Raw genomic sequence first — 25,193 nt, 5'->3', positions numbered from 1 at the left:
GGATTGCTCCAGAACGGATTGGAACACTCTTGTACCACGGCATCGCCTACTCGTTCGTCCAGCCGCGTATCCGATACACCCACCGTCCGGCCAGCTCGCGCAGCGCATCCGAGCTGACGCTCAGGTGATAGGACCTGGGCAACCAGCTCGGCGGCCGCTTCCCGGGAGGAGACCGGACATCCGCCAAGAAGGTGTCCGGCCGGATCCCCAGGGCCGCGAAACACCCATACGCCCGGGGCATGTGCGCCGCGCTCGTCACCAACAGCAGCGACTTCCATCCCTGCTCGCGGATGATCTTCTCCGAGCCCAGCGCGTTCTCCCGCGTGTTGCGGCTCTTGCCCTCGGTGAAGATGCGCCCGGGTTCGATGCCCCACTGCTGGAGTTGCTTGGAGAGCACCCCTGCCTCGACGACGGCCTCCGGCCTCGGATCCAGCGAGCCTCCGGAGATCAACGCGTAGCGGGCATGCCCCTCTTTCAGCAGCTCGAAGCCGCGCATGATGCGATCGCCCGCCCCATTGTACTCAGGCCGGCCCGACGTCTCCGTCGCATCGGGGTCCAGCCCTCCACCCAGGACGATGACCGCGTCGTAGACGACGTCATCTCGGTACGTCTCCTTCACCCCGCGCTCCGTCCACCGCAGGAGCATCCCGGCCGTGGGCTCGATGGAGAAGATGTAGAGCACCGCCAGCCCGAACACCTGCAGCCCGATGGACAGCCGCGCCCTTCGACGCAGGACCAACCCGGCCACGATGAACAGCACCGCCCAGGTCAGCGGGCCGAGGAACAAATCCAGGATCTTGGAGAGAGCGAGGAACATGACGGCGACAGAGCTTGGGAGCGTTGGCTCGGGAGCTACTTGCCCCCCTGGCGGCGCTGCTCCCGGATATAGGCCCGAGCCTCCCCGGCCCCATCACCCCGAGGATCAAGCTCCAGGAAACGCCCGTAGTACTCCAGGGCCTCCTCTTTGTTCCCGAGCCGCGCGGAGACCTCTCCCAGCCGGCGGAAACAACGAGCCGCCTTGGGATCGTTCGCGAGACACTCCCAGAACGATTCCTTGGCACTGACGAGCTGCCCCCTGGCCAACTGCTTCAACCCCTGCTTGTACTTCGCGGTGGCAGCCTCCTGGGAGGGCTTGGACGCGGCGGTGATCTTCAGCCCAGGCGTGGGTGGGCGCGTTGTGGGCTTGGGCCGCACGGGATCCTTGGTGGGCTCGGGGGGCGGCTCTGGAGCAGCGGCCACAGGGGGTGGGGGCGGCTGCTGCAATTCCTCCAGCTCCACCTCCACCTTCTTGTCGAGCGCACCGGGCTCGAACACCTGCTCCCATCGCTTCCAGCCCAGGAGGATCAGCTCCACGGTATGGGGCTGGCTCCGCGCGACGTCCTCCACCACCAGGGGCGTCACGCCCCGGATCTCTCCATCGAGGCGCACCTGAGCCCCCGGCGGCTCGGAGTGGATCTCCAGAGGCGGGGGACCGTGCACCACCAGGAACACCAGCAGGAGCGCACCTGCCACCGCCGCAGCCCCGAGTACCCACCGCGGGCGACGCCCTCGCCGGTTGGAGCCCGCTTGGGTCGTGGCCGCTTCACGGGTCTCCTGGGTCAGGACATCCGTCTCCCGTTCCGCATCCTCGTCGGGAGCCGCCCCCAACCCCTGCTGATCCCGCGAAGGGCCCACCGCCTCGGAGAGCTGCACTGTTCTCGCCTTGCCCAAGCCCTCCTTGCGCCCCTCGGCCGTGCCCTGCCCGTCTCGCCACAACGCGAGGTGGTCCTGGAACTCCTGCGGGAGAATGGACGACTGCCCCAGCGCCTTCAGCTCCTCGCCGTAGAGCCACCCCATCAGGTACTTCAAGGTGTTGCCCGTGAAGAGCGGCGCCCGTGTGGCGACCCAGCGCGTGAGCGCAAGCTGCAGCTCCTCCGCGCTCTGGAACCGGGCTCCGCGCGACGTGGCCAGCGCACGCATGACGATCCGGGCCAGCATGCCGTCCAGTTCCGGGTTGACCTCGAGCGCGGGAGGGATGTCGCCCTTGACGATGCGATCCATGACCTCGACGTCCTGCCCCTCCACGGGCAGGCGGCCACAGAGCATGCGGTAGAGCACCACCCCCACGGCGTACACATCCGAGCGGGCATCCAGATCGCCCTGCCCCTGCGCCTGTTCTGGCGAGAGGTAGAGGTACTTCCCCTTCACCATCCCCGCGGCGGTGATGGGTCGCCCCGCCATCTGCACCTTGGCGATGCCGAAGTCGGTGATCTTCACGTCTCCGTCGTAGCTGATGAGGATGTTGTCCGGAGAAACGTCCCGATGCACGAGCCCCAGCGGGCGCCGCTGCTCATCCGTGCGCGTATGGGCGTGGTGGAGCCCCTTGCACAGGTCGATGGCGATGCTCGCTGCCAGCGGCTGCGGCATCCGCGAGAGCCCCTGCGTCTGGGCCCGCTTGAGCACTCGGGACAGGGGCTGGCCCTCGACCAGCTCCATGGCCAGGTAGTACTCGCCGTTGACCTGACCGAAGTCGAACACCTGGACGATGTTGCCGTGACTCAGCCCCACGGAGATGCGCGCCTCGTGGATGAACAGCTCCACGAAGGAAGGAGTCTCCGCGAGCTCGCTCAGCACCCGCTTGATGACCACCAGCTTGGTGACACCAGGCGCGGCCATGTAGCGCGCGCGGTAAACGGTCGCCATTCCCCCGACGCCGAGGCGTTCGAGAAGCTCGTACTTACCGAAGGGAGTGCCTTTGTCCTCGCGCACGGGGCGTGAACCCTATCAGCACCGGCGAGGTATCGGCACGGGCCTGCTCAGCGTTCGCCCCAGTGGAGCTTCTGCCGGAGGATGGTGAAGTAGGCCATGTGCGGGTTTCGCACCAGGTTCACCCGGTTGGGCGAGCGCACCACCTCGATGCAGTCATTGCCCTGCAGCGAGTGGCCCGTCTGTCCGTCCAGGGTGAGGTAGGTGTCCGCCGTCTCGCGGCGCAGGGTGACGCGGATCGTCCGATCCGCGGGCACGACGATGGAGCGCTGCGTGAGCGCGTGCGAACAGATGGGCGATAAGATGGTGCAGTCCACCGAGGGGTGGACAACGGGCCCCCCGGCCGACAGCGAGTACGCCGTCGAGCCCGTGGGAGTGGCCAGGATGACGCCATCCGCCTTGTAGATGGTGATGGGCACCCCGTCGATGGACGTCTCGTGGTCCGCGATGCGCGCCAGGGCGCCCTTGTTGATGACCACGTCGTTGAGGACCTCGTCCTCCACCACCACCTTGCCCTCGCGCACCAGCCGGCAGGTGAGCTTCATGCGCGAGTCCATCTTGAAGCGGCCGGCGAGCACCTCGTCCAGCGAGGTGAAGAGTTCGTCCACCGGCACCTCGGTCATGAAGCCCAGGCTGCCCAGGTTCACTCCGAGGATGGGGACACCCCGCCCGCCCAGCAGCCGCGCCGTGTAGATGAGGGTGCCGTCTCCGCCGAGGACCACCACCAGGTCAGCCCGCTGGGCCAATTCCCGGTCCTCCACGCGGGGCCAACCCAGGGCGTGCGCCAGGTTGCGCTCACCCAACACGGTGAGCTGGGGGTAGCGCTCGCGGATCCGTCCCGCCAGCGCGAAGGCTTCCTGTTTGTCCCGCTTCGCAACGATCGCCAGAGTCTGCACTGTGGCGGATGGTTCTAATCCAGGCGGGCAACGCGTGCTGGAGGAAATGGAGCCAAGCGATAGGTTCCTGCCATATGGACCTCTTCGAACACGCGGGCCAGAAGGATCAGCAGGCCCAGGCGCCCCTGGCCGAGCGCATGCGGCCCACCACCCTGGCGGACTTCGTGGGGCAGGAGCACCTCACGGGCGAGGGCCGCTTCCTCCGCCGGGCCATCGAGCAGGATCAGGTGCCCTCGCTCATCCTCTGGGGGCCCCCGGGCACGGGGAAGACGACCCTGGCGCGAGTCATCGCCCAGGCCACCGGCGCCTCTTTCGAGTCCCTGTCCGCCGTGCTCTCCGGCGTGAAGGACATCCGCGAGACGGTGGCCCGAGCCCAGGACCGCTGGAAGATGAACCGCCAGCGCACCCTGCTCTTCATCGACGAGATCCACCGCTTCAACAAGTCCCAGCAGGACGCGCTGCTGCCCCACGTGGAGAAGGGCACGGTGACGCTGATCGGCGCCACCACGGAGAACCCGTCCTTCGAGGTGAACGCCGCGCTCCTGTCCCGCAGCCGCGTCATCACCCTGCGCGGGCTCGAGGAGGAGGAGCTGCTCACGGTGATGCGCAAGGCCCTGGAGTCCCCCAAGGGCCTGGGCGGCAAGGTGCAGGTGGACGACGAAGCGCTCCAGTTCATCGCCGAGGCCGCGGGTGGAGACGCGCGCCGAGCCCTCACCGCGCTGGAAGTCGCGGCCTCATATGGCGGCGCGCACGTGGACAAGAAGGCCGCCGAGGAGGCGCTCCAGCAGAAGATGCTGCTCTACGACAAGGGCGGCGAGGAGCACTACAACGTCGTCAGCGCGTTCATCAAATCCATGCGCGGCTCGGACGTGGACGCGGCGCTCTACTGGATGACGCGGATGCTGGAGGCCGGAGAGGATCCCGTCTTCGTCTTCCGCCGAATGGTCATCTTCGCCTCGGAGGACATCGGCAACGCGGACCCACGGGCCTTGTCCGTCGCGGTGGATTCGCTCCAGGCCTTCCAGTTCGTCGGCATGCCGGAGGGGGTGCTGCCCCTCACCCAGGCGGTGACGTACCTGGCGCTGGCGCCCAAGTCGAACGCCGTGCTCACCGCCTACGGCGCGGCACGGGCCGCGGTGACGCAGGAGGGTGCGCTGCCGGTGCCCATGCACCTGCGCAACGCGCCCACGAAGCTGATGAAGAACCTGGGCTATGGCGGCGGCTACAAGTACCCCCACAACTTCGAGGGCAACTACGTCCCGGAGGACTACCTACCGGAGGCGCTCAAGGCCCGGCGCTTCTACAAGCCCTCGACGAACGGGCTGGAGCGCGAGTTGACCGAGCGCTACGAGTCCATCCAGCGCCAGCTCGCGGAGAAGCCCCGCGAGCCGGGCGATGACGGGTGAACCGCGCTAGGCAACCTCTAATGGCGAGTCGCTGTCGCTGCCGTTCTTGCGCTGCTTCATGGTGCGGCCCGCCACCTCGTACTGCTTGAGCAGCCGGCGGAAGTTGGAGCGATCCACCCCGGCGGCGCGCGCGGCGCTGGAGACGTTGTTGTTGTTCTTCTCCAACAGCGCGGTGAGGTAGCGGCGCTCGAAGGCGCGCATCGCCAGGCGCTTGGCCTGGGCGTACGGCAGGTGCGCCAGGCTGAACACCTCCACCGGCGAGCCCGCCTGCGGAGACTCCTGGAAGCCCGGCGGCAAGTCCTCCACGTCCAGCAAGTCGTTGGAGGTGAGCACCACCGCGCGCTCGATGACGTTCTCCAGCTCGCGCACGTTGCCCGTCCACCGGTTCACCGTGAGCGCCTCCATGGCCCGCGGCGTGAAGCCCGTCACCTTCTTGCTCAGCTTCGCCGTGTACATCTTCAGGAAGTGGTGCGCCAACAGCGGCACGTCCTCCGGCCTGTCCCGCAGCGGCGGCAAGTCGATGGTGATGACGTTCAGGCGGTAGAAGAGGTCCTCGCGGAACTTGCCCTCGGACTTGGCGCGGGACAGGTCCACGTGCGTGGCGGCAATCACGCGCACGTCCACCTTCACCGGATCGTTGGCGCCCACGCGCTTGACTTCACCCTCTTGCAGCACGCGCAGCAGGCGGACCTGGGTGGCCTGCGGCACGTCGCCGATCTCGTCCAGGAAGATGGTGCCGCCGTCGGCCGCCTCGAAGAGGCCCTTCTTGTTGTTGGTGGCGCCCGTGAACGCCCCCTTCATGTGGCCGAACAGCTCGCTCTCCAGCAGCGTCTCGGTCAGCGCCGAGCAGTTCACCGCCACGAAGGGCTTGTCCTTGCGCTGGCTGCGGTAGTGGATGGCGCGCGCCACCAGCTCCTTGCCCGTGCCGCTCTCCCCTTGAATCAGCACGGTCGCCGTGGAGTGGCTCACCGTCTCCACCAGCTTGAACACCGCCCGCATCTGCGAGGACTGGCCAATGAGGTCCTCGAACTGGCTGCGGACCGTGAGCGCCTCCTCCAGCGCCCGGGTGCGATCCTTGAGCGCCTTGCGCTCGGCCGCCTTGCCCACCGTGAGGCTCAAGTCGTCGATGTTCTCGAACGGCTTGGTCAGGTAGTCATACGCGCCGGCCTTCACCGCCTCCACGGCCGTCTCCACCGTGGCGTAGGCCGTCATCATGATGACCTCCACGTCCGGCCGCTCGGCCTTGATGGCCTTGAGCAGGTCCATGCCGGACAGGTGGGGCATGTTGATGTCCAGCACCGCGACATCGATGGACGGGTCCTTGGCCGCCGCCAGTCCCTCCACCGCGTCGTCGATGGCGACCACCGGGTAGCCCTCGCGCTGGAGAATCTGGTTCACGGCCTTGAGGACGACGGTGTCATCATCCACCACGAGGATCTTGGCGCGCTTGGGTTGAGTCACGGCAACCTCTCGAGCTGCAGGGGAACGGGGAGATAGACGGTGAAGCGAGAGCCCTGGCCGACCTTGGTGTCGACCTGGAAGACGCCACCGTGGTCCTGAACGATGCGGTAGGCGATGGACAGGCCGAGCCCCGTCCCCTCGCCAGGCGCCTTGGTGGTGAAGGACGGCTCGAAGATGCGGTTGATGTACCGCTCCTCGATGCCAGAGCCCGTGTCGGAGACGGCGAAGAAGCACCGATCGCCCTCGCGCCCCGTGTCCACCTTCAGCATGCCTTCCAGCTCGTTCTCCACGTGCGGCAACGCCTGAAGGCCGTTCTGCAGCAGGTTGAGCACCACCTGCGACAGCTGGGCCGGATCTCCGAACAGCTTGGGCAGCCCGTTGGCCAGGTTCATCTCCAGCTTCACCTTGGGGTTGGCCTTGAGCTGCGCCTTGAACAGCACCGCCGAATCTTCCACGCACTTGGACAAGTCGAAGTGGCGGCGGTCATCCGGCTTGCTGTGCCGGCTGAACTTCAAAAGGCTCTCGACGATGCGCTTGCACCGCAGCGCGCTCTCCTCGATGAGATCGAGGGACTCCTTGTCCGCCTCGTTGCGGCCCGAGTCGCGCTTCATCAGCTGCGCGAAGGCGAGGATGCCGCCCAGCGGGTTGTTGATCTCGTGCGCCACGCCGCCCGCCAACTGCCCCACCGCCGCCATCTTCTCCGTCTCGATGAGGCGCTTGGTGAGCGCGTACTCCTCGGTGACGTCCCGGTAGCTGCACACCACGCGCTTGTCCCCGGGCATGGGGAAGGCCGTCACCACGTAGGTGCGCCCCTTCTGGTTGATCTCGCCGCGCGCGCTCTTGCCGCTCTCGAGCGCCGCCGGCAGCGGACAGCCCTGACAGGGCGTGTCCCGCCCGAACAGGTACTGGTAGCACGTGGCCGCGGACGCGTTGGCGCCCTCTCCGGCCGAGGCGACCTTCAGGTACGCCAGGTTCGCCCGGCGCACCATGTAGTCCGACTGCATCACCGCCAACGGGGACTCGATGCAGTCGAACGTCTGCTCCCAGTCCCGCTTGGCCTGGCTGAGCATGAGCGTGCGCGACTCGACGCGCGCCTCGAGCTCCGTGTTGAGCTTCTTGAGCTCCGCGTTCTGCTCCGTCGTCACCCGCATCAGCCGCTGGTTCTCGGCCACCAGCGAGTACTGCTCGAAGGCGCTCTTGACGGTGAGCACCAGGTGGCTGTCGTTCCACGGCTTGGAGATGAAGCGGAAGATCTCCGAGCGGTTGATGGCCTCTTCGATGGCGAGCTGATCCGCCTGGCCGGTGAGCATGATGCGCTGAGCCAGCGGCACCTGCTCCTTCACGCGGGTGAGGAAGTCCACCCCGTTCATCCCCGGCATCCTGAAATCCGAGATGACCACCTGTGGCGCGAACTGCTCGAGCCGCCGAAGGCCCTCCTCGGCGTCCGTGGCGGTCTCGATGTCCCAATCTCCGCGGCGCAACACGCGCCGGATGGACTTGAGGATGTTCTCCTCGTCGTCCACGAGCAGCAGTCGCCCTCGGGATGCCGCCTCTTGTGTGTGCGCAAGCCCCACTCTCAGCCCTCACCTATCTTTCCCCGTCAAACATTTGCAATGCTGTGGCCATCGGCCTAAGGGGAAACCGTCATTCCAACCTGTTGATTCTTCTGACTTTTCCGTTTCGTCACGTTCTCAAACGGGTGTCATTCTATACCCATCTGGTGACAAAGGGTCAATTATGACCCCACTTTGAAAGATATGACCCGGGTCATTTCTCATCGGCCACAAATCCCGCTGGATTTTTTCAACCCTGCTGGGAACCGGCCGCATGAGGAACCAACGAGTGCAGGCAGATCCGGTTCCTGCCTTCTCGCTTGGCCCGGTAGAGCGCCTCGTCAGCGGTAAGGAGCAGCTGATCGGCTGAAAGCACGGTCCGGTGGGGGAAGCCGGAGATGCCCAGCGAGGCGGTGACCTGCAGGGTGCCCTCCGGCCCCACGCGCAGCAGACCCAGCTCCTTCCAGATGCGCTCGGCCACGGTGATGGCACCCGTGAGGGGGGTGCGAGGCAGGAGCACGGCGAACTCCTCGCCGCCGTAGCGGGCGACGATGTCCGTCTCGCGGACACACTGCTGGAGGCCGCGCGCCACCTTGCGCAGCACGTCATCTCCCACGGGGTGGCCGTGGCGATCGTTGATCTCCTTGAAGTGGTCCAGGTCCACCAGGATGAGGGTGAGGGCGTCGTCGTAGCGCTGGGCGACGCGGAACTCCTCGCGCAGCCGCTCCTGGAAGTAGCGGTGGTTGTGGAGCAGCGTGAGGCCGTCCAGGACGGAGAGCTTCTGCAGCTCGGACACCTGGGAGGCCAACGTGACGAGGACCTGGTGGGCGGAGAAGGCGCGCAGCATGCGGGCCTGCAGCTCCTCGTCGTCCCAAGGAGCGGCCACCACCTCCACGCCCAGGCGGAGCGCGGACAGGCGCAGCTCGCGGGCCTCGGCGGGCGCGACCACGAGCACGGGCGCTCCCCGGCCCGGACCCTCCACATCCATCAAGCGCCGCAACAGCGTGAGCTCCACATCCACGGTGGGCTCGAGGCACAGCAGGACGAGATCCACCTCGGTGGCCAACCGGGGAACATCGGGGCTGGCCGGCACCACGCGCGGCGAATACGCCGCGGAACCGAGGGCCCTGGCCAACTTCTCCGCCGTCGATCGGGAGTCATCCACCAGCAGCAGAACGAAGGGCTTCTCTCCCACAGTGTCCCCAGTGTCCCCGTCGACGGTCGGAGCAGCAAGGTAGCATGGGGCTTCCACTGGGAGCGACCCCGACGATTGCGTGGGGCCACGCCCTCTGGTAGCCACCCTCTCCCGTCACACCCGCTCCGAGGACCCTCCGTGGCCAACTATCCGAGCATCAGCCTCTTCTTCCCCGCCTGGAACGAGGAGGACTACGTCGAGCGCGCCGTCGCGCGCGCCCTGGACGTGCTGCCGCGGCTCACGGACGACTTCGAGATCATCATCGTCAACGACGCGTCCACGGATCGCACCAAGGAGATCAGCGATGAGCTGGCCTCGCGCATTCCCCAGTTGCGCGTCATCCACCACACCACGAACCTGAAGCTGGGCGGAGCGATGCGCACGGGGCTGTCGGCGTCCACCAAGGACATCGTCGTCTACTCGGACATCGATCTGCCGTGGGACTTGCGGGAGCTGGAGCGGGCGCTGCACCTGATGGACTACCTGGAGGCGGACATGATCTGCGCCTTCCGGTTCGACCGCACGAGCGAGGGGCCCAAGCGCATCATCTACTCGTTCGTCTACAACATGCTCATCCGCACGTTGTTCGACATCAACATCAAGGACGTGAACTTCAGCTTCAAGGTCATGCACCGGCGCGTGCTGGAGGCCGTGGAGCTCAGGAGCCTGGGCTCGTTCATCGACGCGGAGTTGGTGGTGAAGGCCATCCGCAAGGGCTTCCGCGTCTTCCAGATGGGCGTGGACTACTTCCCGCGCACCCGCGGCGTGTCCACGCTGGCCTCGCCCTCGGTCATCATGAAGATGATCCGCGAGCTGGCGCAGCTCTACCCCGAGACGCGCGCGCCCTCGCCGCCGCAGAAGCCGGTGCGGCTGCCTCCCGACGTGGCGCCGCTGCACTCCGCCGCGGCCAAGCGCCGGCAGCACGGGTAGGCGGGATTGGCCGTGAGCAGCGGCGGCAAGCGCCTCATCGTCAATGCCGATGATCTCGGGCTGCACCCCTCGCTGGATGCCGGCATCCTCCGCGCGCACCGCGAGGGCATCGTCACCAGCGCCACGCTGCTCGTGATGGGTCCCAGCGCACCCGAGGCGATCTCTCGCGCCCGAGCACAGGGGCTGGCGCTCGGCGTGCACCTAGCGCTCTCGTCGTGGCTTCCGTGCGCGGCGCTCCCGGGAGAGGTGCCCACGGTGGCCCCGGGTGGGCGGCTCCGAGCGAGCTGGGCGGCGTTCGCGCGTGCGTGGCTCACGGGCCGGGTGCGCCGCTCGGAGGTAGAGCGGGAGCTGGAGGCCCAACTGGCCCGGGCCCGCTCGCTGGGCGCCGAGGTGGATCACCTGGACGCGCACCAGCATCTTCACGTGCTGCCGGGGATCCGCCCGTTGGTGGAGACACTTGCTCAGCGCGAGGGCCTGCCGGTGCGCTGGCCGGATCGGCTCCCGCGTGCCTCGTGGCGCCGGGCTCCCGGGCCCGCGCTGAAGACGTTGATTCTCTCGGTGCTGGCTCGAACGGCTCCGCACGCTCCTGCCGGAGTGAAGCGAGTCAGCGCGGGAGGCATCTTCGAGGCTGGACGACTCGATGAGGCCGCGCTGCTGGCCTTGCTGGACACGCTGCCCGAGGGAGATTTCGAAGTGGGCTGCCACCCCGGAGAGGGCGCTCCTCACGTTCCCGAGGATCCGGCGTGGACCTATGGCTGGCAAGCGGAGCTGGATGCGCTGACGAGCCCCCGGGTGAAGGCGCGGCTCCAGGAGCGCGGTATCACCCTGGCAACCTACGGGAGTCTCCGCTCGACAGGAGGATGACACACGGGCTCGCGAAGGTTTGACAGCCTCCCGATGCGGCTGCCAAACAAGCGTCCCGCCTTCCCAGGCGACAAGGAGAAGCCATGAGCGAACCCCAGCCCTCCGCTCCTTCGCGCAAGCCCCTGTTCGCGGCCATTGCCGTCATCCTCGTGGCCGCCGCGGGTATCGGCGTGTACGTCATGAGGAGCAAGCAGGAGGTTCCTCCCGCAGCCTCTGCGCCCACGCCTGCTCCTCCCGTGGCCACAGCTCCCACGCCTCCCGCGGCCGAGACCGACGAGCCACCGGAGCCGGGCGCCCCGCCGCTCCCGAAACTGGAGCAGAGCGATTCCACGGTGCGGGACCTGCTGCTCCTGCTGTCCAACGATCCCGAACTGCAGAAGTGGCTCGCCACGGAGGGGCTCGTCCGGCGCTTCACGGCGGCCACCTTCAACATCTCCGAGGGTGAGAGCCCCCGCGCCGTGCTGCCGTTCCTGGCGCCCCAGGGAACGTTCCAGGTCGTCGAGCGCGATGGCCACACCTTCATTGCTCCCGAAAGCTTCGCTCGCTACGACACCGTGACGCGGGTGCTCACCTCGCTGGACACGAAGGCCGCCGCGCGCACGTACAGGATCCTGAAGCCGCTCTTCAGACAGGCCTTCGGGGAGATCGGCCCTCCGGGCCAGACCTTCGATCAGACGCTCGCGCGGGCCCTCCAGCGGCTGATCGACACGCCCGTGCCCGAGGGAGACCTCGAGGTGGTGGACACGCCGGGCGTCAACTACGCCTACGCCGCTCCGGAGTTGGAGCAGCTCAGCGCCGCCCAGAAGCACCTGCTGCGCATGGGCCCCGCCAACGCTCGCGCCCTCCAGGGGAAGCTCCGCGAACTCCGGCAAGCGCTCGGGCTGCCCACCACGAGCCGCTGAGCCTCACCGCGTGCAGTGCACCTGAGCCCGCGCGGGACGCGGGCCCCCCTTCCTGGTAGAGCTACGTGCCATGCGATTGATCCTCAATATCCTCTGGATCGTACTCGGAGGCGGCTTCGTCATCTGGCTCGAGTACCTGATCGGCGGCCTGTTGCTGTGCCTGACCGTCGTCGGCATCCCCTTCGGCGTGCAGTGCTTCAAGATCGCCGGCGTGGGGCTGCTCCCGTTCGGCAAGGACATCCTCGATGCGCCGGGGGGCAGCGCCATCGGCTGCTTCCTGAACGTCCTCTGGATCATCGTCGCTGGTATCTGGATCTTCTTGACGCACATCGGGCTCGCCCTGAGCCTGGCCGTGACAATCATCGGTATCCCCTTCGCCATCCAGCACCTGAAGCTTGCGATGCTGGCCCTGGCACCGTTCGGTAAGCTCGTCCGCGAGACGCCCTAAAGGAGCCCCTGTGTCCACGCTCGAAGGAAAAGTCCTGTTCATCACCGGTGCCAGCCGCGGCATCGGCAAGGCCATCGCGCTGCGCGCCGCCCGCGACGGAGCCCGCATCGTCATCGCGGCGAAGACGGCCGCGCCCCACCCCAAGCTCCCCGGCACCATCTACACCGCCGCCGAGGAGATTGAAGCCGCTGGCGGCAAGGCACTCCCGCTCATCGTGGACGTCCGCTCGGAGGAGCAGATCGCCCAGGCGGTGGCACAGACGGTGGAGACGTTCGGCGGCATCGACATCTGCGTGAACAACGCCAGCGCCATCAGCCTCACGGGGACGATCGAGACGCCACTCAAGCGCTTCGACCTGATGCACACCATCAATACGCGAGGCACCTACGCCACCTCGCAGGCGTGCATCCCCCACCTGCTGAAGGCGAAGAACCCGCACATCCTCAACCTGTCGCCCCCGCTCAACATGCACCCGAAGTGGTTCCAGGGACATGTGGCCTACACCATGGCGAAGTACGGGATGAGCATGTGCGTGCTCGGCATGGCCGCCGAGTTCAAGGACGAGGGCATCGCCGTCAACGCGCTCTGGCCTCGGACGACGATCGCCACCGCGGCCGTGGACATGCTCGGCGGCGAGGACATGATGCGCCAGAGCCGCAAGCCGGAGATCATGGCGGACGCGGCCCACGCCATCCTCACCAGTGACAGCCGCTCCTGCACCGGCAACTTCTTCATCGACGAGGATCTGCTGCGCTCGCGCGGTGTCACCGACCTCGATCAGTACGCCATGGAGAAGGGCGCGGAGCTGCTGCCGGACTATTTCCTGGACTGAGAGACGCCTCCGCCCCGCACTGCCTACGTGGCCTCGGCCACATAGAGGATGTGCGGGGTGGTGTAGCCCGTATCCAGTTCCACCGTCTCGCTCACCTTGAAGCCCGCGTCCCGCAGCAGGGACTCCACGGTGCCCCGAGGTTCGAGCACCAGCCCACCACCGGCCTTGGTACGGCCGATCATCTTCACCATCACCCACTCCTGCGCGAGGCACTTGTAGTGCTTCCAGGAGCCATCTCCCTCCGCCTCCTTCAAGAGGAACCGGCCTCCGGGGCGCAGCAGGCGCCTCACAGTGAGGAGGAACTCCGGCCAGCGCTCCCGAGGAAGCAGGTAGAGCACGTCACACACCACTGCGGAATCGAACGCGGCCGGACGCCGCTCGGCGAGGCTCTCCACGGTGCCCTGCTCGAAATGGACCCGTGGCAGCCGTCCCGGGCCCTGCGAGGCCCACAGGATCTTCCGTGGATCCGGATCCACTCCGTACACAGTGCGGCTGGGATCCTCCAGGGCCACGAGCGCGGAGAGCAATCCGTGGCCACACCCCACGTCAGCGACGGTGCCACCAGCAGGCACGCGCCAGGCGACGGCCTCCAGCGGCGCGGAGAAGGCACGGGCGCGCACGTGGAAACGCTCGGCGGGAGGGAGCTCCGAGAACAGGGACACGGCCTTGTCGACCAATGCGCTCATGAGACGTACAGATCCCGGCCGAAGGCCCATGAGAGGAGAACGATGCCCACCGCACTCACGCCGATGAGAGCATGGCGCAGGCGCGGGCGCTCGCGCAGCAGCAAGGCGAGCGTGAGGAAGAGCGGGAAGGCCGAGATGAGGTAGCGCCCCGATCCCATGAAGTCCTTGGTCCCCACCGCTTGCAACCCGACGAGGGCGAGGATGAAGAGGCCATACCCCCATCCCAGCAGGCGCACGGTAGGCTTCACCAGCACGAGTCCCAGCACGGTCAGCAGCGCGTGGGTGACGTAGCGCAGGATGACCTCCGCGTTGTTGCCCTCCAGGAAGACGACGTGGAACCAGTGCACCTTGAGCCACGTGTTCCAACCGGGCGCCTGATCCCAACCTGGGGAGCCCTGAGTCTCAACGAAGGCGAAGGGCTCACCGAACGTCTGGCGCAGGTAGAGCACATAGCTGAGGAAGCCGAGCGCCGAGAACACGGGGAGGAAGTCCCAGACATTCCACCGCTCGCCCCGAGCACGCTTCCACTCGAGCCGGCGCGCCACCAACCCCACCACCACTGCGGGAGCCACGGGCCGCGCCGCTGTTGCAATGGCGCCCAGGAGCACCGCAGGGACCAGATGCCCCTTCTCCAGGAGGAGGAAGGCACTCACCACGAGGAGGATGAAGAGCGCGTCCGAATACATGACGCCGTAGAGATAGAAGGAGAAGGGATAGAGCCCTATCAACAGTCCGGCCTGGAGCGCGGTGCGCTCATCCGTGAGGGTCCGGGCCCAGAGCGTGAAGAGCACCACGGCCAGGGGGCCACAGAGCAGCGTGACGAGAATGCCGCCGCCATAGACGGAGAGGCCCAGGTTCATGAAGGCCCGGACAGCCATCGGGTACAGCGGGAAGAACGCCACCGAGCTCTGGATGCCCGGGGTGTACGAGTAGCCCTCCTCGGCGATGCGCTTGTACCAGGCGGAATCCCAGCCCACCCACCCCATGGAGAGGTAGTCCCCGACTTCCAACGCAGGCGCCCCCGGCGTCTTGTGGTGGAGGCGCCAGGCCCCGGTGGCGGCGGCCGCGCCACAGGCAACGGTGGCCACGAGCACGACCAGGGCAACGACACGGGGGGCGGAGCGATTCATGGCGGTGGGACTTCGTCCAGAACCGCTCCAGGGTCAAGTCAGCTCAACGCGACGCCCGCGAGTGTCCCCCTGCCGGGCGAGACCGGAGCCCACTGGTATGCTGGTCCTACCAATTCGCCACGCGTGCGGCCGACAGGGGTACCCACGTTCAGATCAGCGCGTAGGCATAGCGGATGGCTCTCCCCCACCCTTCAAACGCGCCGCCGTCGTGGGTGCCGTCCTTCTTGCGGCCATAGTGATCGACGTAGCCGCTCGAGGCGTACACGGCATGCTTGGAGGAAGCGGCGACCACCGCGGTGTACGAATCGAGGTTGCGCGGGTTGATCTTCCGAATGTGGTCCTTGAGGCCCAGCCAGCGCGCGCCCTCGAGGTAGCTCTCGCCATCGTTCAGGCTCTGGCACGCGCGCTCGAAGGACATGTTCTTGCGGCCGTCGTTGCCTTCGAGCTGGGCGCGATTGGCCATGGCCGCGTACAGCAGGTTGGCCTTGCGCAGCAGCGCGGGATCCTTCCCCGAGAAGCGCGAGAGGCGGGTGGCGGTGGACAGCTCCGCATCGCTGACGCGCACCTTCACCCCGTCACGCATGGTGACGTCGTAGCCGCTGCCGTTTCGCGCCACGCTCTTGAAGACTCCGTCCGGCCCAAACTTCGCCATCGCGGCCTTGATGGCGGCGACGCTCACGCAGTTGCCCGCCTTCCCTTGCTTGAATGCCGAGAAATAGACGTCAGGCTTCACCACGCGCGTTCCCTGCGAGGTGGCCGTTCCGTGCTGGGGCTGGCGAGTGGAGGTGGAGGGGGTGGTCCGCTCCGAGGCAGGAGCAGGGCGGGTGGCGAGGGACATAGGAAGCTCTTGCCCCGGGAGCAGAGGGCCGGGGCGACCACGACGTCTTCATTCTCGGGAATCCTCGCGAAATGTTTCCGCGTCGATCTATACCCTGGGCCCTCACCTCCTCCGACTCCCCAGGAGCGCCCACGTGGCCGGATCCAGCCTGCTTGCCCTTCTCGACGACATTGTCACCATCCTCGACGACGTCTCGGTGATGACGAAGGTGGCGGCGAAGAAGACCGCCGGCGTGCTGGGCGATGACCTGGCGCTCAATGCCCAGCAAGTCGCGGGCGTCAACGCCGACCGGGAACTGCCGGTGGTGTGGGCCGTGGCCAAGGGCTCGATGGTGAACAAGGCCATCCTGGTGCCCGCAGCCCTGGCCATCAGCGCCTTCCTTCCCTGGGCGGTGACGCCCCTGCTGATGATCGGCGGCCTCTACCTGTGCTTCGAGGGTGTCGAAAAGCTGGCACACAAGTTCCTACACAGCGAGGCCGAGGATGAGGCCCACCACGCCGAGCTGACCCAGGCCCTGGTCGATCCCAAGGTGGACCTCGTGGCGCTCGAGAAGGAGAAGATCAAGGGCGCGGTGCGCACCGACTTCATCCTCTCGGCGGAGATCATCGCGATTGCCCTGGGAGTGGTGGCCACGGCGCCTTTCGCGAATCGGGTGCTGGTCCTGACCGGCGTGGCCCTGTTGATGACCGTGGGCGTCTACGGATTCGTGGCGGCGATCGTCAAACTCGACGACGCGGGGCTCGCCCTCACCCGGCGAACGGGCACCAGCGGTGGGGATCGGTTCCTGCGAGGCCTGGGGGCAGGCATCCTGAAAGCGGCCCCCTGGCTCATGCGAGGCCTCTCGGTGGCTGGCACCGCGGCCATGTTCCTGGTCGGCGGAGGCATTCTCACGCACGGCATCCCCCCGCTGCACCACGCCATCGAGGGCCTGGCCCATGGCGCCGGAGAGGTGGCCGGCTTCCTGGGAGGAATCACCTCTTCGGTGGCGGATGCCGTGGTGGGGATCATCGCCGGGGCAGTGGCGCTCGGCGTGGTGCTTGCCAGCAAGAAGGTGCTGGGCAAGGCCAAGAGCTGAGCACCGGGGCTGGAGCTGTTCCTGAGGTGAGACTCCCTCGGAACCGCTCCAGAAGCCGCTCCACTCAGCGCGAGTGGAACGTCTTGCCCTCCTTCACCACGTCCACCAGGAAGGGGGCCGGGGTGAAACGCTCGCCGTACTTGTCGTGGTAGTGCTCCAGGCGCTTGAGCAGCACCGGAGGCGTCAGGCTGTCCGCGTACCGGAACGGCCCGCCCAGGAACGGTGGGAAGCCCAGGCCGAAGATGGCGCCCACGTCTCCATCCCTCGGGCTGCGGAGGATGCCCTCGCCCAGGCAGCGGATGGCCTCGTTCACCATCTGCAGGGCGCACCGCTCGGCCATCTCGGCCCGATCGAAGCGCTTGCGCTCGGGCCCGCTGGGCAGCAGCGCGTAGACGGAGGCATCCACCTCCTTCTTCTTCCCACTGTACGTGTAGAAGCCCTTCTGGTTCTTCCGGCCCAGGCGCCCGTCCTCGATGATCTTCTCGAGCGTCTTGGGCGCCGCCAGCCGCTTGCCGAACGCCGCCTCCATGATGGGACCGACCTTGTGGGCCACGTCGATGCCCACCTCGTCCAGCAGGGTGATGGGGCCCACCGGGAAGCCGAACTCCACCAGCGCCTTGTCGAGCTCGGCGATGTCCGCGCCCTCGGCCAGCAGGTACGCCGCCTCGTTCATGTACGGGGCGAGGATGCGCGAGGTGTAGAAGCCCACCCCGTCATTGACGACGATGACCGTCTTGCCCTGCTTGCGGCCCACCTCCACGCAGGTAGCCGTCACCCAGTCCGCAGTGCCCTTATGGGTGATGATCTCCAGCAGCGGCATCTTGTGCACCGGGCTGAAGTAGTGCATCCCGATCACCTGCTCGGGCCGCTTGCTGCCCTTGGCCAGCTCGGTGATCGGCAGGCTGGAGGTGTTGGACGCGAAGATGCAGTCGTCGCGGGTGACGGCCTCCGTCTCGGCGATGACGCGGTGCTTGAGCTTCAGGTCCTCGAACACGGCCTCGATGACGAGGTCCACGCTCTTGAAGCCGCTGTAGTCCGTGCCCGCGGTCACCAGCGCCTGCTTCGCCGCCGCCTCGCGCCACGTCATCGAGCGACGCTTCACCCGCTCATCCAGGACGCTCTGCACCTGCTTGAGCGCGCGGCCCACGCCCGCGTCGTCCTTGTCCTTCACGCGCACCGGTACGCCCTGGAGCACCGTGGACACGTAGGCGATGCCTCCGCCCATCAGCCCGCCGCCGAGCACGCCGATCTTCTTCACCTCCCGCGCCTTCACGTCCGGGTTGGAGGTACCGTTCTCCTTCTTGAGCGCCGTGGTGGCGAAGAAGATCTCCACCAGCCGCTTGGAGACGTCCGACACGACCAGCTCGCCGAAGAGCCGGGCCTCGGCCTCGAGCCCCGCCTTGCGGCCGGACTCCACGCCCACGCGAATGGCCTCCAGGGCCTTCTCCGGCGCGGGGTACTTGCCGCGCGTCTTCCTCAGGAGCTGCTTGCGCGCCTGATCGAAGAGGATCTTCCGACCCAGGGGGTTGGCCTCGAGCGCCACCTCGGCCCACAGATCCTTGTTGGCCAGGCTCTGGAGCATGCCCGCCAGGCCCTTCTTGGACTGCTCCGCCACGGCCTTGAGCCGCTGGCCGTGCGGGCGCTCCAACTTCAGGGTCCCCGCGGCCAGCTCCTGGGCACGCTGGAGCGCCACCTTGCGGAGGATGGGCACTGGCACCACCTCATCCACCAGGCCCAAGCGCTTCGCCTTGGAGGGCTTCAGCGTCTTGCCGGCGAGGATGAGATCCAACGCCGCCTGGACGCCGATGAGCGCTGGGAGCCGCTGGGTGCCGCCCGCTCCGGGTAGCAGCCCTAACTGCACCTCGGGCAAGCCGAGAGATGTCTTCGGGCTGTCAGTGGCCACGCGGTAGTCACATGCCAGCGCCCACTCCAGGCCGCCACCGAGGCACGCGCCGTGGATGGCCGCGACCACCGGCTTGGGGAATGCGTCCAGCCGATCGAAGCCCTCCTGGCCCTTGCGGGAAAACTCGGTGGCCTGCGCCGCTGTCTGGATGGACTGAAGGAAGTCGATCTTCGCCCCGGCCACGAAATTGTCCTTCTTGCCGGAGATGAAGATCACGGCCTTGACGGCGGGATCCTTCTCCGCGCGACCAAGCAGCTCGGTGAACGCCTCTCCCGACTCGGGGGAAAGCGTATTCACCGACTCGCCCTGCTGATCGATGGTGAGGACCGCGACTCCCTCCTCGACCTGGTAGGTGAAGCCCTGCTTCGCCTCGAGCTCTTCCAGTTTGATGGCCATCACGCACGCTCCAGGACCACGGCGGCTCCCAGGCCACCAGCGGCGCAGACGGTGCACAGCACCGTGTTCTTGTTCCGACGCTTCAGCTCGTTGAGGGCCTGGGTGACGATGCGCGCCCCCGTGGCCCCGAAAGGATGGCCGATGGAGATGGAGCCACCATTCACGTTGAGCCGCTCCCGATCCACCTCACCCACCGGAGCGCTCCAACCGGCCTTCTTCGCGAAGGCGGGCGAGGCGAGCGCCTGGAGGTTGCTGGCCACCTGGGCGGCGAACGCCTCGTGCATCTCCACCAGGTCGATGTCCGCCAGCTTCATGCCCGCGCGCTGAAGGGCCACAGGCGCCGCGTAGGCGGGCCCTTGGAGGAGCTGATCGCCAGGATCCGTGGCGGCATAGGCATGGGCGCGCAGGAAGCCGAGCGGCTCGTACCCGAGCGCCCTCGCCTTCTCCTCGCTCATGAGCAGCAGGGCGGCGGCGCCATCCGTCAGCGGCGAGGAGTTGCCCGCGGTGATGCTGCCGTACTTGCGGTCGAACACCGGCTTGAGCTGGCCGAGCGCATCCAGGCTGGTGTCCTCGCGGACGATGTTGTCCTTGGCGGCCACGTCCTCGTACTTGGGCGGAACGACGACGTGCATCACCTCGCCATCGAAGCGGCCTTCCTTCCAGGCGCGGGCGGCGTTCTGATGCGAGGCCAGGGCGATGCGATCCTGCTCCTCGCGGGAGATGCCGTTCTCCTTGGCCATCTTCTCCGCGCTCTCGCCCATCGTCTGGCCGGTGGAGTACTCGGCGATGGCGGGGGGAACCGGCAGCAGATCCTTGGCCTTGAGCTTCTGGAAGGGCTTGAGCTTGTCCGGGAGGGTGCGGGCCTTGGAGGCCGCCACCAGCGCCTGGGCCAGGGGACGGCTGGTAAAGATGGGGGCGTCCGACATGCACTCGGTGCCGCCCGCGATGATGACATCCGCCTCACCCACGGCGATGGCGTTGGCCGCCGTCGTCATGGCCTGGATGGAGGTGGCGCAGGCGCGCGCCACGGTGAAGGCCTCGATCTTGCGCGGCAGTCCGGCGGCCAGGACGACTTCCCGGGCGATGGAGGGAGCCGTGAGTGTGGGGATGACCTGCCCGAAGACGACCTGGTTGATCTCGTTCGGGTCGAGCTCCGCACGCTGCACCAGTTCCTGGACCACCATCCTGCCGAGATCCAGGGCGGTGAGCCCGCTGAAGACGCTGCCCGCCTTCACGAATGGAGTCCGCAACCCGCGGACGATGGCCACCCGGCGGTGACCGTTGTTCTGTGCCATGTGCCTCACCCTCCTGACTGCGAGTGGGAGGCATGTAACGAGCGTTGATGCGGCGCGTCAACGAGAATTGATTCTAGAGTCAACCGGCGGACTTCAAGCGGAGTCGCCCGCGTGCTGGGCCTGGAAGCTGCCAAGCAGGAAGCGTTCCAGGGGCTGAAGGACCGGGAGCTTCCAGAGAGGCGCCAGGCGGGTGCGAGAGAGGCGCTGGATGAGGGCTTTCGGGAAGGGCTTGCCGGCCTGGGTGAAGAGCTCCGAGAGCACCCGGGTGGGCTCATACCGGGCGACGATGCGCTGCTCGAAGGAAGGGGGCGTGGGCAGGAGCGAGCGCAGCACCTGTTCGTCCTGAAAGAGCAGCACGGTGACTTCGGGAGTCACCAGGATGCTCTCCCACTCCTCTCGAGCACCACCCCCGCCCAGGATCCACTCCACGTGGTAGCGCAGCTCTGCGATGGCCCGAGGGTGAATGGTCTTCGTGTCCATGATCGCGGCGACGGGCTCGTGATGCAGGATCATTATGGTGCGGCCTCTGGAAGCTGGGTTCCCAGCCTCTACGACCCGGATCTTCCGACGCCGGAGCACCGGGTGGTCCCGCACGAGGCGCTTCATCATGGCCTGCTCGATGAGCCCTTCGGTCGCGATATGTGCCATCACCATTAGTTGGAACGCCCTCAGGACAAGGTACTCCAGAGCCCTGCCCGGAGGCCAACCTGGAAGGTTGTCTCCCGAACGGAGGACCTGCCACATCCTACGCAGTCCTCGCGCGCCAAGTCGAGCCATCCGGCTCTGGTACTCCGCGTCCTTCCCTCTTCCTGGCTCTGACACTTCGAGCAGGACGAGGCAGGTCGGGTGCCGCTATCGCGTGGGCGTCGAGCCCTGGCGCAGCGCGATGCCGTGCCGGTGCACCGCCTCCACCATGAACTTCGCTGCCTCGGGGTCCGTCGGCGGGAGGATGCCGTGGCCCAGGTTGAAGATGTGCCCCACAGGCCCGGCGCGGTTCAGGATGTCCACCACCCGCCCCTCCAGCTCCTCGCGCGGCAGGAACAGGTGCAGCGGATCCAGGTTGCCCTGCACCGCCACGTCCGGGCCCAGCACGCGACGGGCATCATCCATCTGGATGCGCCAGTCCTGGCCGATGACGTCCGCCCCCGTGCGCTTGAGCAGCGGCAGGTGCGTGGACATGCCCGTGCCGAAGAGGATCACCGGTACCCCGGTGGCCTGCAGTTCCTTCACCATCCGTGTGAGGTACGGCAGGCTGAACCGCTCGAAGTCGTACGGGCCCAGCTCTCCGCCCCACGAGTCGAAGATCTGGACGATCTTCGCCCCCGCCTCCACCTGCATCTTCAAGTAGGGGATGAGCGTGTCCGTGAGCTTCTGGAACAGCGTGTGCGCCAGCTTCGGCTGCTCGAAGAGCAGGCGCTTGATGAGGATGTAGCTCTTGGAGCCGCCGCCCTCGACCATGTACGCGGCCAGGGTGAACGGCGCGCCCGCGAACCCGATCACCGGCACCGAGTCGTTCAGCGCCTTGCGCGTGCGGCGGATGGCCTCGGCCACGAAGCCCGTGCTCTGCACCGGGTCCGGCACCCCGAGCTTCTCGATGTCCGCCGCCGTGCGCACGGGGTTGGGGAAATGCGGCCCCTTGTCTCCCAGCTCCAGGGCAATGCCCATGGCCTCCACCGGGATGAGGATGTCCGAGAAGATGATGGCCGCGTCCACTCCCAGCCGTGTCACTGGCTGCACCGTCACCTCGGCGGCCAGGTCCGGGTGCTTGCACAGATCGAGGAACGCGATGTTGCCGCGGATGGCGCGGTACTCGGGCAGGTAGCGGCCGGCCTGACGCATGAGCCACACCGGAGTGGTGTCCGTGGGCTGGCGGCGTGCCGCCTTCAGCAGTCTGTCGTTCATGGAGGAGCCCTCCGGCGCCGCCGGGCGCCGTCACTCCGCCCATACCGGACTTCGACTCGGAAGTCCTGCCTGTCGCGCCGCGCCTTCCCGCAAATGAACGGGGCCGGACCCGCTCCCTGGGAGCAAGCCCGGCCCCTGGGCTCCAAGACAGCGGCCTGAGCCACCACCTCCGAGCCTGTCAGCCCTTCCCTACTTCGCGATCAGCAGCAGCAGGCCGCGGCCGCACACGCCGTAGTTGGCGAACTCGGCGCCAACGTCCGCCTCGGAGCCGGGGCTGGCCACCTGGTTGGGGCCCTCCGCCCAGGTGCAGGTGTCCGTCACCCGGTACCACCTCTTGCCATTGCCCGGCCACGGCAGCACGAAGTTCACCGAGCCGGACCAGCCGTTGTACGCCACGTAGATGGCGCTGGCCGTGTCACCGAACTCGGTGCCATCCACGCGGAAGGCGATGGCGTGGTTGTCGCCATTCTCGAAGTACGCCGAGTCCGGCACGTTGCCGTCGGGCTTGAACCAGCGGTGCTGCTCCATCACGTTCCCGTTGGTATCGGTGGCCACGTAGAAGTTCAAGGGCCGCAGCGCCGGGTGCGCCTTGCGGAACGCGATCAGCCGCTGGGTGAACGTCTTGAAGTTCGTCTGGTCCGCATCCAGCGTGTAGTTCAGCCAGTTCTTGTCCGAGTCCAGGTTGTACGCGTTGTTGTTGCAGTACTGGGTGCGCAGGAACTCGTCGCCGCCGGTGAGCATGGGCGTGCCCGCGCTGACCATCAGGAAGGCCATCCCGTTGCGAGCCGCCTTGCGCTGATCCGCCGCCACGCCGCCCTGGTCCCAGCTGTTGTTGTTGTCCTCGCCACCGTCGGACGGACCGTAGGGCCACGACAGGCCGTTGTTCTTGCTGTTGCAGGTGTAGACGTCCTTCAGGGTGAGGCCGTCGTGCGCCACCATGAAGTTGATGGAGTGCTGCGGCTTGCGCCCATCATCCTGGTACTTGTCCGACGAACCCGCGAAGCGCGTGGCCAGATCCGACGGCTTGATCGTCACCGAGCCCATCTTGTTCTGATCCTCGCGGAACACGTCGCGGTAGAGACCGTTCCACTCGGCCCAGGTGCTCGGGAAGTTGCCCACCTGGTACGAGTTGCCGCCAATGGCCCAGGGCTCGGCGATGAAGTCCGTGCCCGTTCCCCCAGCGGGGGCGCGAGGCGACAGATCGCGCATGATGCGGTTGAGCGCGGTCCCGGAGTTCGTCTTGTCGTAGTTGAAGCAGCCGTTCAGGCAGGTATTGCCGAGCACCGAGGCCAGATCGAACCGGAAGCCGTCCACGCCCAGCGTGTCCTTCCAGTACGCCAGCGAGTGGATGATCAGATCCTGGGCCACCGGGTTGTAGGTGTTGTAGTTGCCGCCCACTCCGGTGTTGTCCCAGTTGAACTTCAAGTCGGAGGTAAGGCTGTAGTACGTGGGGTTGTCCAGGCCACGGAACGACAAGAGGTTGAAGGTGTTCGGGTCGGTGCTGTTCCACGCCCCGCCCTCCCCCGTGTGGTTGTAGACCACGTCGATGAAGACCTTGATGCCGTTGTCGTGGAAGGCCTTCACCATCTCCTTGAACTCGCGCGTGGGGCCACCCGCTGCCTTGTCGTACGCGTAGCGCCGATCCGGAGCGAAGTAGTTCAGCGTCATGTAGCCCCAGTAGTTGTCCCCCGCCGTGCTGGCCACGTTGTCGTTGGCGTCGTTGTCCGTCTCCTGCACCGGCAGGAACTCCACGGCGGTGACGCCCAGCGCCGCGAGCGAGGCGGCCTTCAGGCCCGCGCCCTTGTACGTGCCGCGGTAGGCCGCGGTGACACTCGTGTCTCCCTTGGTGAGCCCGCGCACGTGCACCTCGTAGATGACCTCATCCTTCAGCGAGCGCGTGGGCTTGGTGCCAATGGACTGGGTGTCTCCGCCCAGCACCACACCCTTGGGCGCCTTGGGGCCGCTGTCCAGGTTGCGGTAATCGGGGCCCGAGGCGAACACATTCCCGCTGGTGTTGTTGATGTTCGTCGGGTCGTGGCTGATCTCCAGCGCATAGGGATCCAACAGCAGCTTGTTGGGGTTGAAGCGGTTGCCGGCGTCGTCCACGTCCTTGGAGAAGCCGACTCCCGTCCCCTTGGTCCAGGAGGAGCTGTACGTCCAGTTGGGGCCCCACGCGCGGTAGCCGTAGTACACGGGGCCGGTGATCTTATAGGTACCCACCAGGGTGGAGACTGGGACCGTCTTCGACCAGATCTTCGTGTCCTTGTCCTGGGTCATCAGGTAGCTCACCACCTCCTGGGCATCGTACGCGGCACTGTAGATGTAGAGCTCGATGCGCGTGGCACTCAAGGAGTAGACGCGGAAGTTGATGTTGGCCTTGGTCGAGTCGTAGCTGGCCCCCAGCGTCCAGCTCACCGCGGCTTGTTGTTGGACTCCGGTCGCCGCCAGCTCATCGGCGAGCAGCGTGGCGTTGGGGTCCGAGGAACCACAGGCGACCAGGAGGGCGGAGAGGCAGGTGGCAAACAGGGGGCGCCACCGGAGGAGCCCGAAGGCTCCCCGGGGGGGTTCAGTGGCAGGTGTCATGGAGTCAGCTCCGGCGCGGCTCAGTCAGCGCTGCGGGCGGGCCCGCGCTTGCCCGCCGAGCAGACTTCCGCACCGCTTTGACAGCGAAGTCAACGCGGCCGGGCAGGTGCTCGAGGAAGTGTCCGTCAGAGGCACGAACGGTCGCCCGGGACC

The 25,193-nt window shown here is 67.1% G+C and carries 21 protein-coding genes; 7 read left to right on the top strand and 14 right to left on the bottom strand.

The features are described from left to right. Positions 1-46: 46 nt before the first annotated feature. Genes KY501_RS19125 through KY501_RS19115 form a run of 3 tightly spaced genes read right to left on the bottom strand, consistent with a single transcriptional unit; the run spans position 47 to position 3,641 of the window. Positions 47-817, bottom strand: a complete 771-nt coding sequence (locus KY501_RS19125; RefSeq protein ID WP_224364626.1) for a YdcF family protein — start codon at positions 815-817, stop codon at positions 47-49. A gap of 35 nt (positions 818-852) precedes the next feature. Continuing rightward, positions 853-2,748, bottom strand: coding sequence for a protein kinase domain-containing protein (locus KY501_RS53940; protein WP_224364625.1), 1,896 nt, complete (start codon positions 2,746-2,748; stop codon positions 853-855). 47 nt (positions 2,749-2,795) lie between these two features. Further along, on the bottom strand, positions 2,796-3,641 hold the full coding sequence (locus tag KY501_RS19115) for an NAD(+)/NADH kinase (protein WP_224364624.1): 846 nt from the start codon (positions 3,639-3,641) through the stop codon (positions 2,796-2,798). A gap of 74 nt (positions 3,642-3,715) precedes the next feature. Here KY501_RS19115 and KY501_RS19110 point away from each other — a divergent pair, with 74 nt between their 5' ends. Continuing rightward, positions 3,716-5,047: a replication-associated recombination protein A gene (locus KY501_RS19110; protein WP_224364623.1), complete on the top strand. Its 1,332-nt coding sequence runs from the start codon at positions 3,716-3,718 to the stop codon at positions 5,045-5,047. Positions 5,048-5,053: 6 nt separating this feature from the next. Here KY501_RS19110 and KY501_RS19105 read toward each other — a convergent pair whose 3' ends face one another. From KY501_RS19105 to KY501_RS19095, 3 genes are all read right to left on the bottom strand, one after another. Continuing rightward, positions 5,054-6,508: a sigma-54-dependent transcriptional regulator gene (locus KY501_RS19105; RefSeq protein WP_224364622.1), complete on the bottom strand. Its 1,455-nt coding sequence runs from the start codon at positions 6,506-6,508 to the stop codon at positions 5,054-5,056. After that, complete coding sequence (locus KY501_RS19100; RefSeq protein WP_224364621.1) at positions 6,505-8,082, bottom strand: ATP-binding protein; 1,578 nt, start codon at positions 8,080-8,082, stop codon at positions 6,505-6,507. The genes KY501_RS19105 and KY501_RS19100 overlap by 4 nt, the downstream gene beginning before the upstream one ends. A gap of 229 nt (positions 8,083-8,311) precedes the next feature. Next, positions 8,312-9,256 carry a diguanylate cyclase gene (locus KY501_RS19095; protein ID WP_224364620.1) on the bottom strand — a complete coding sequence of 315 codons (945 nt, stop codon included), beginning with the start codon at positions 9,254-9,256 and terminating at the stop codon, positions 8,312-8,314. A 138-nt stretch (positions 9,257-9,394) separates the two neighbouring features. Between KY501_RS19095 and KY501_RS19090 the strand changes: the two genes are divergently transcribed. The 5 genes from KY501_RS19090 to KY501_RS19070 all read left to right on the top strand — a co-directional run bounded on the left by KY501_RS19090 (position 9,395) and on the right by KY501_RS19070 (position 13,232). After that, positions 9,395-10,186 carry a glycosyltransferase family 2 protein gene (locus KY501_RS19090; protein WP_224364619.1) on the top strand — a complete coding sequence of 264 codons (792 nt, stop codon included), beginning with the start codon at positions 9,395-9,397 and terminating at the stop codon, positions 10,184-10,186. A 12-nt stretch (positions 10,187-10,198) separates the two neighbouring features. Continuing rightward, entirely contained in the window at positions 10,199-11,050 is an 852-nt protein-coding gene (locus KY501_RS19085) for a carbohydrate deacetylase (RefSeq protein WP_224364618.1), read from the top strand. A gap of 83 nt (positions 11,051-11,133) precedes the next feature. Further along, complete coding sequence (locus KY501_RS19080) at positions 11,134-11,952, top strand: DUF3014 domain-containing protein (protein WP_224364617.1); 819 nt, start codon at positions 11,134-11,136, stop codon at positions 11,950-11,952. A gap of 70 nt (positions 11,953-12,022) precedes the next feature. Continuing rightward, on the top strand, positions 12,023-12,400 hold the full coding sequence (locus KY501_RS19075; RefSeq protein WP_224364616.1) for a YccF domain-containing protein: 378 nt from the start codon (positions 12,023-12,025) through the stop codon (positions 12,398-12,400). Between the two features lie 10 nt (positions 12,401-12,410). Then, positions 12,411-13,232, top strand: coding sequence for an SDR family oxidoreductase (locus KY501_RS19070; RefSeq protein WP_224364615.1), 822 nt, complete (start codon positions 12,411-12,413; stop codon positions 13,230-13,232). Between the two features lie 23 nt (positions 13,233-13,255). On the opposite strand, the gene KY501_RS19065 is transcribed toward KY501_RS19070, so the two are convergent. From KY501_RS19065 to KY501_RS19055, 3 genes are all read right to left on the bottom strand, one after another. Next, positions 13,256-13,918, bottom strand: a complete 663-nt coding sequence (locus tag KY501_RS19065; RefSeq protein ID WP_224364614.1) for a class I SAM-dependent methyltransferase — start codon at positions 13,916-13,918, stop codon at positions 13,256-13,258. Beyond that, on the bottom strand, positions 13,915-15,048 hold the full coding sequence (locus tag KY501_RS19060; protein ID WP_224364613.1) for a mannosyltransferase family protein: 1,134 nt from the start codon (positions 15,046-15,048) through the stop codon (positions 13,915-13,917). Before KY501_RS19060 ends, KY501_RS19065 begins: the two co-directional genes overlap by 4 nt. Before the next feature lie 148 nt (positions 15,049-15,196). Then, positions 15,197-15,886, bottom strand: coding sequence for a hypothetical protein (locus KY501_RS19055; RefSeq protein ID WP_224364612.1), 690 nt, complete (start codon positions 15,884-15,886; stop codon positions 15,197-15,199). Positions 15,887-16,019: 133 nt separating this feature from the next. Here KY501_RS19055 and KY501_RS19050 point away from each other — a divergent pair, with 133 nt between their 5' ends. After that, on the top strand, positions 16,020-16,961 hold the full coding sequence (locus tag KY501_RS19050; protein WP_224364611.1) for a DUF808 domain-containing protein: 942 nt from the start codon (positions 16,020-16,022) through the stop codon (positions 16,959-16,961). A gap of 64 nt (positions 16,962-17,025) precedes the next feature. Here KY501_RS19050 and fadJ read toward each other — a convergent pair whose 3' ends face one another. The 5 genes from fadJ to KY501_RS19025 all read right to left on the bottom strand — a co-directional run bounded on the left by fadJ (position 17,026) and on the right by KY501_RS19025 (position 25,040). Next, a complete protein-coding gene (fadJ, locus tag KY501_RS19045) occupies positions 17,026-19,260 on the bottom strand; it encodes a fatty acid oxidation complex subunit alpha FadJ (RefSeq protein WP_224364610.1) in 2,235 nt (744 codons plus the stop codon). Next, positions 19,260-20,555, bottom strand: a complete 1,296-nt coding sequence (gene fadI, locus KY501_RS19040; RefSeq protein WP_224364609.1) for an acetyl-CoA C-acyltransferase FadI — start codon at positions 20,553-20,555, stop codon at positions 19,260-19,262. The genes fadJ and fadI overlap by 1 nt, the downstream gene beginning before the upstream one ends. A 93-nt stretch (positions 20,556-20,648) precedes the next feature. Then, entirely contained in the window at positions 20,649-21,068 is a 420-nt protein-coding gene (locus tag KY501_RS19035) for a hypothetical protein (protein ID WP_224364608.1), read from the bottom strand. Positions 21,069-21,407: 339 nt separating this feature from the next. Beyond that, positions 21,408-22,457, bottom strand: a complete 1,050-nt coding sequence (hemE, locus tag KY501_RS19030) for a uroporphyrinogen decarboxylase (RefSeq protein WP_224364607.1) — start codon at positions 22,455-22,457, stop codon at positions 21,408-21,410. A 189-nt stretch (positions 22,458-22,646) separates the two neighbouring features. Continuing rightward, complete coding sequence (locus KY501_RS19025) at positions 22,647-25,040, bottom strand: isoamylase (RefSeq protein ID WP_224364606.1); 2,394 nt, start codon at positions 25,038-25,040, stop codon at positions 22,647-22,649. Positions 25,041-25,193 lie beyond the last annotated feature (153 nt).

The organism is Hyalangium versicolor (assembly GCF_020103695.1).
GTDB classification, from domain to species: Bacteria; Myxococcota; Myxococcia; order Myxococcales; family Myxococcaceae; genus Hyalangium; species Hyalangium versicolor.
The sequence above is the reverse complement of the archived record's forward strand: the minus strand, read 5'-3'. Positions and strand labels throughout refer to the sequence as shown.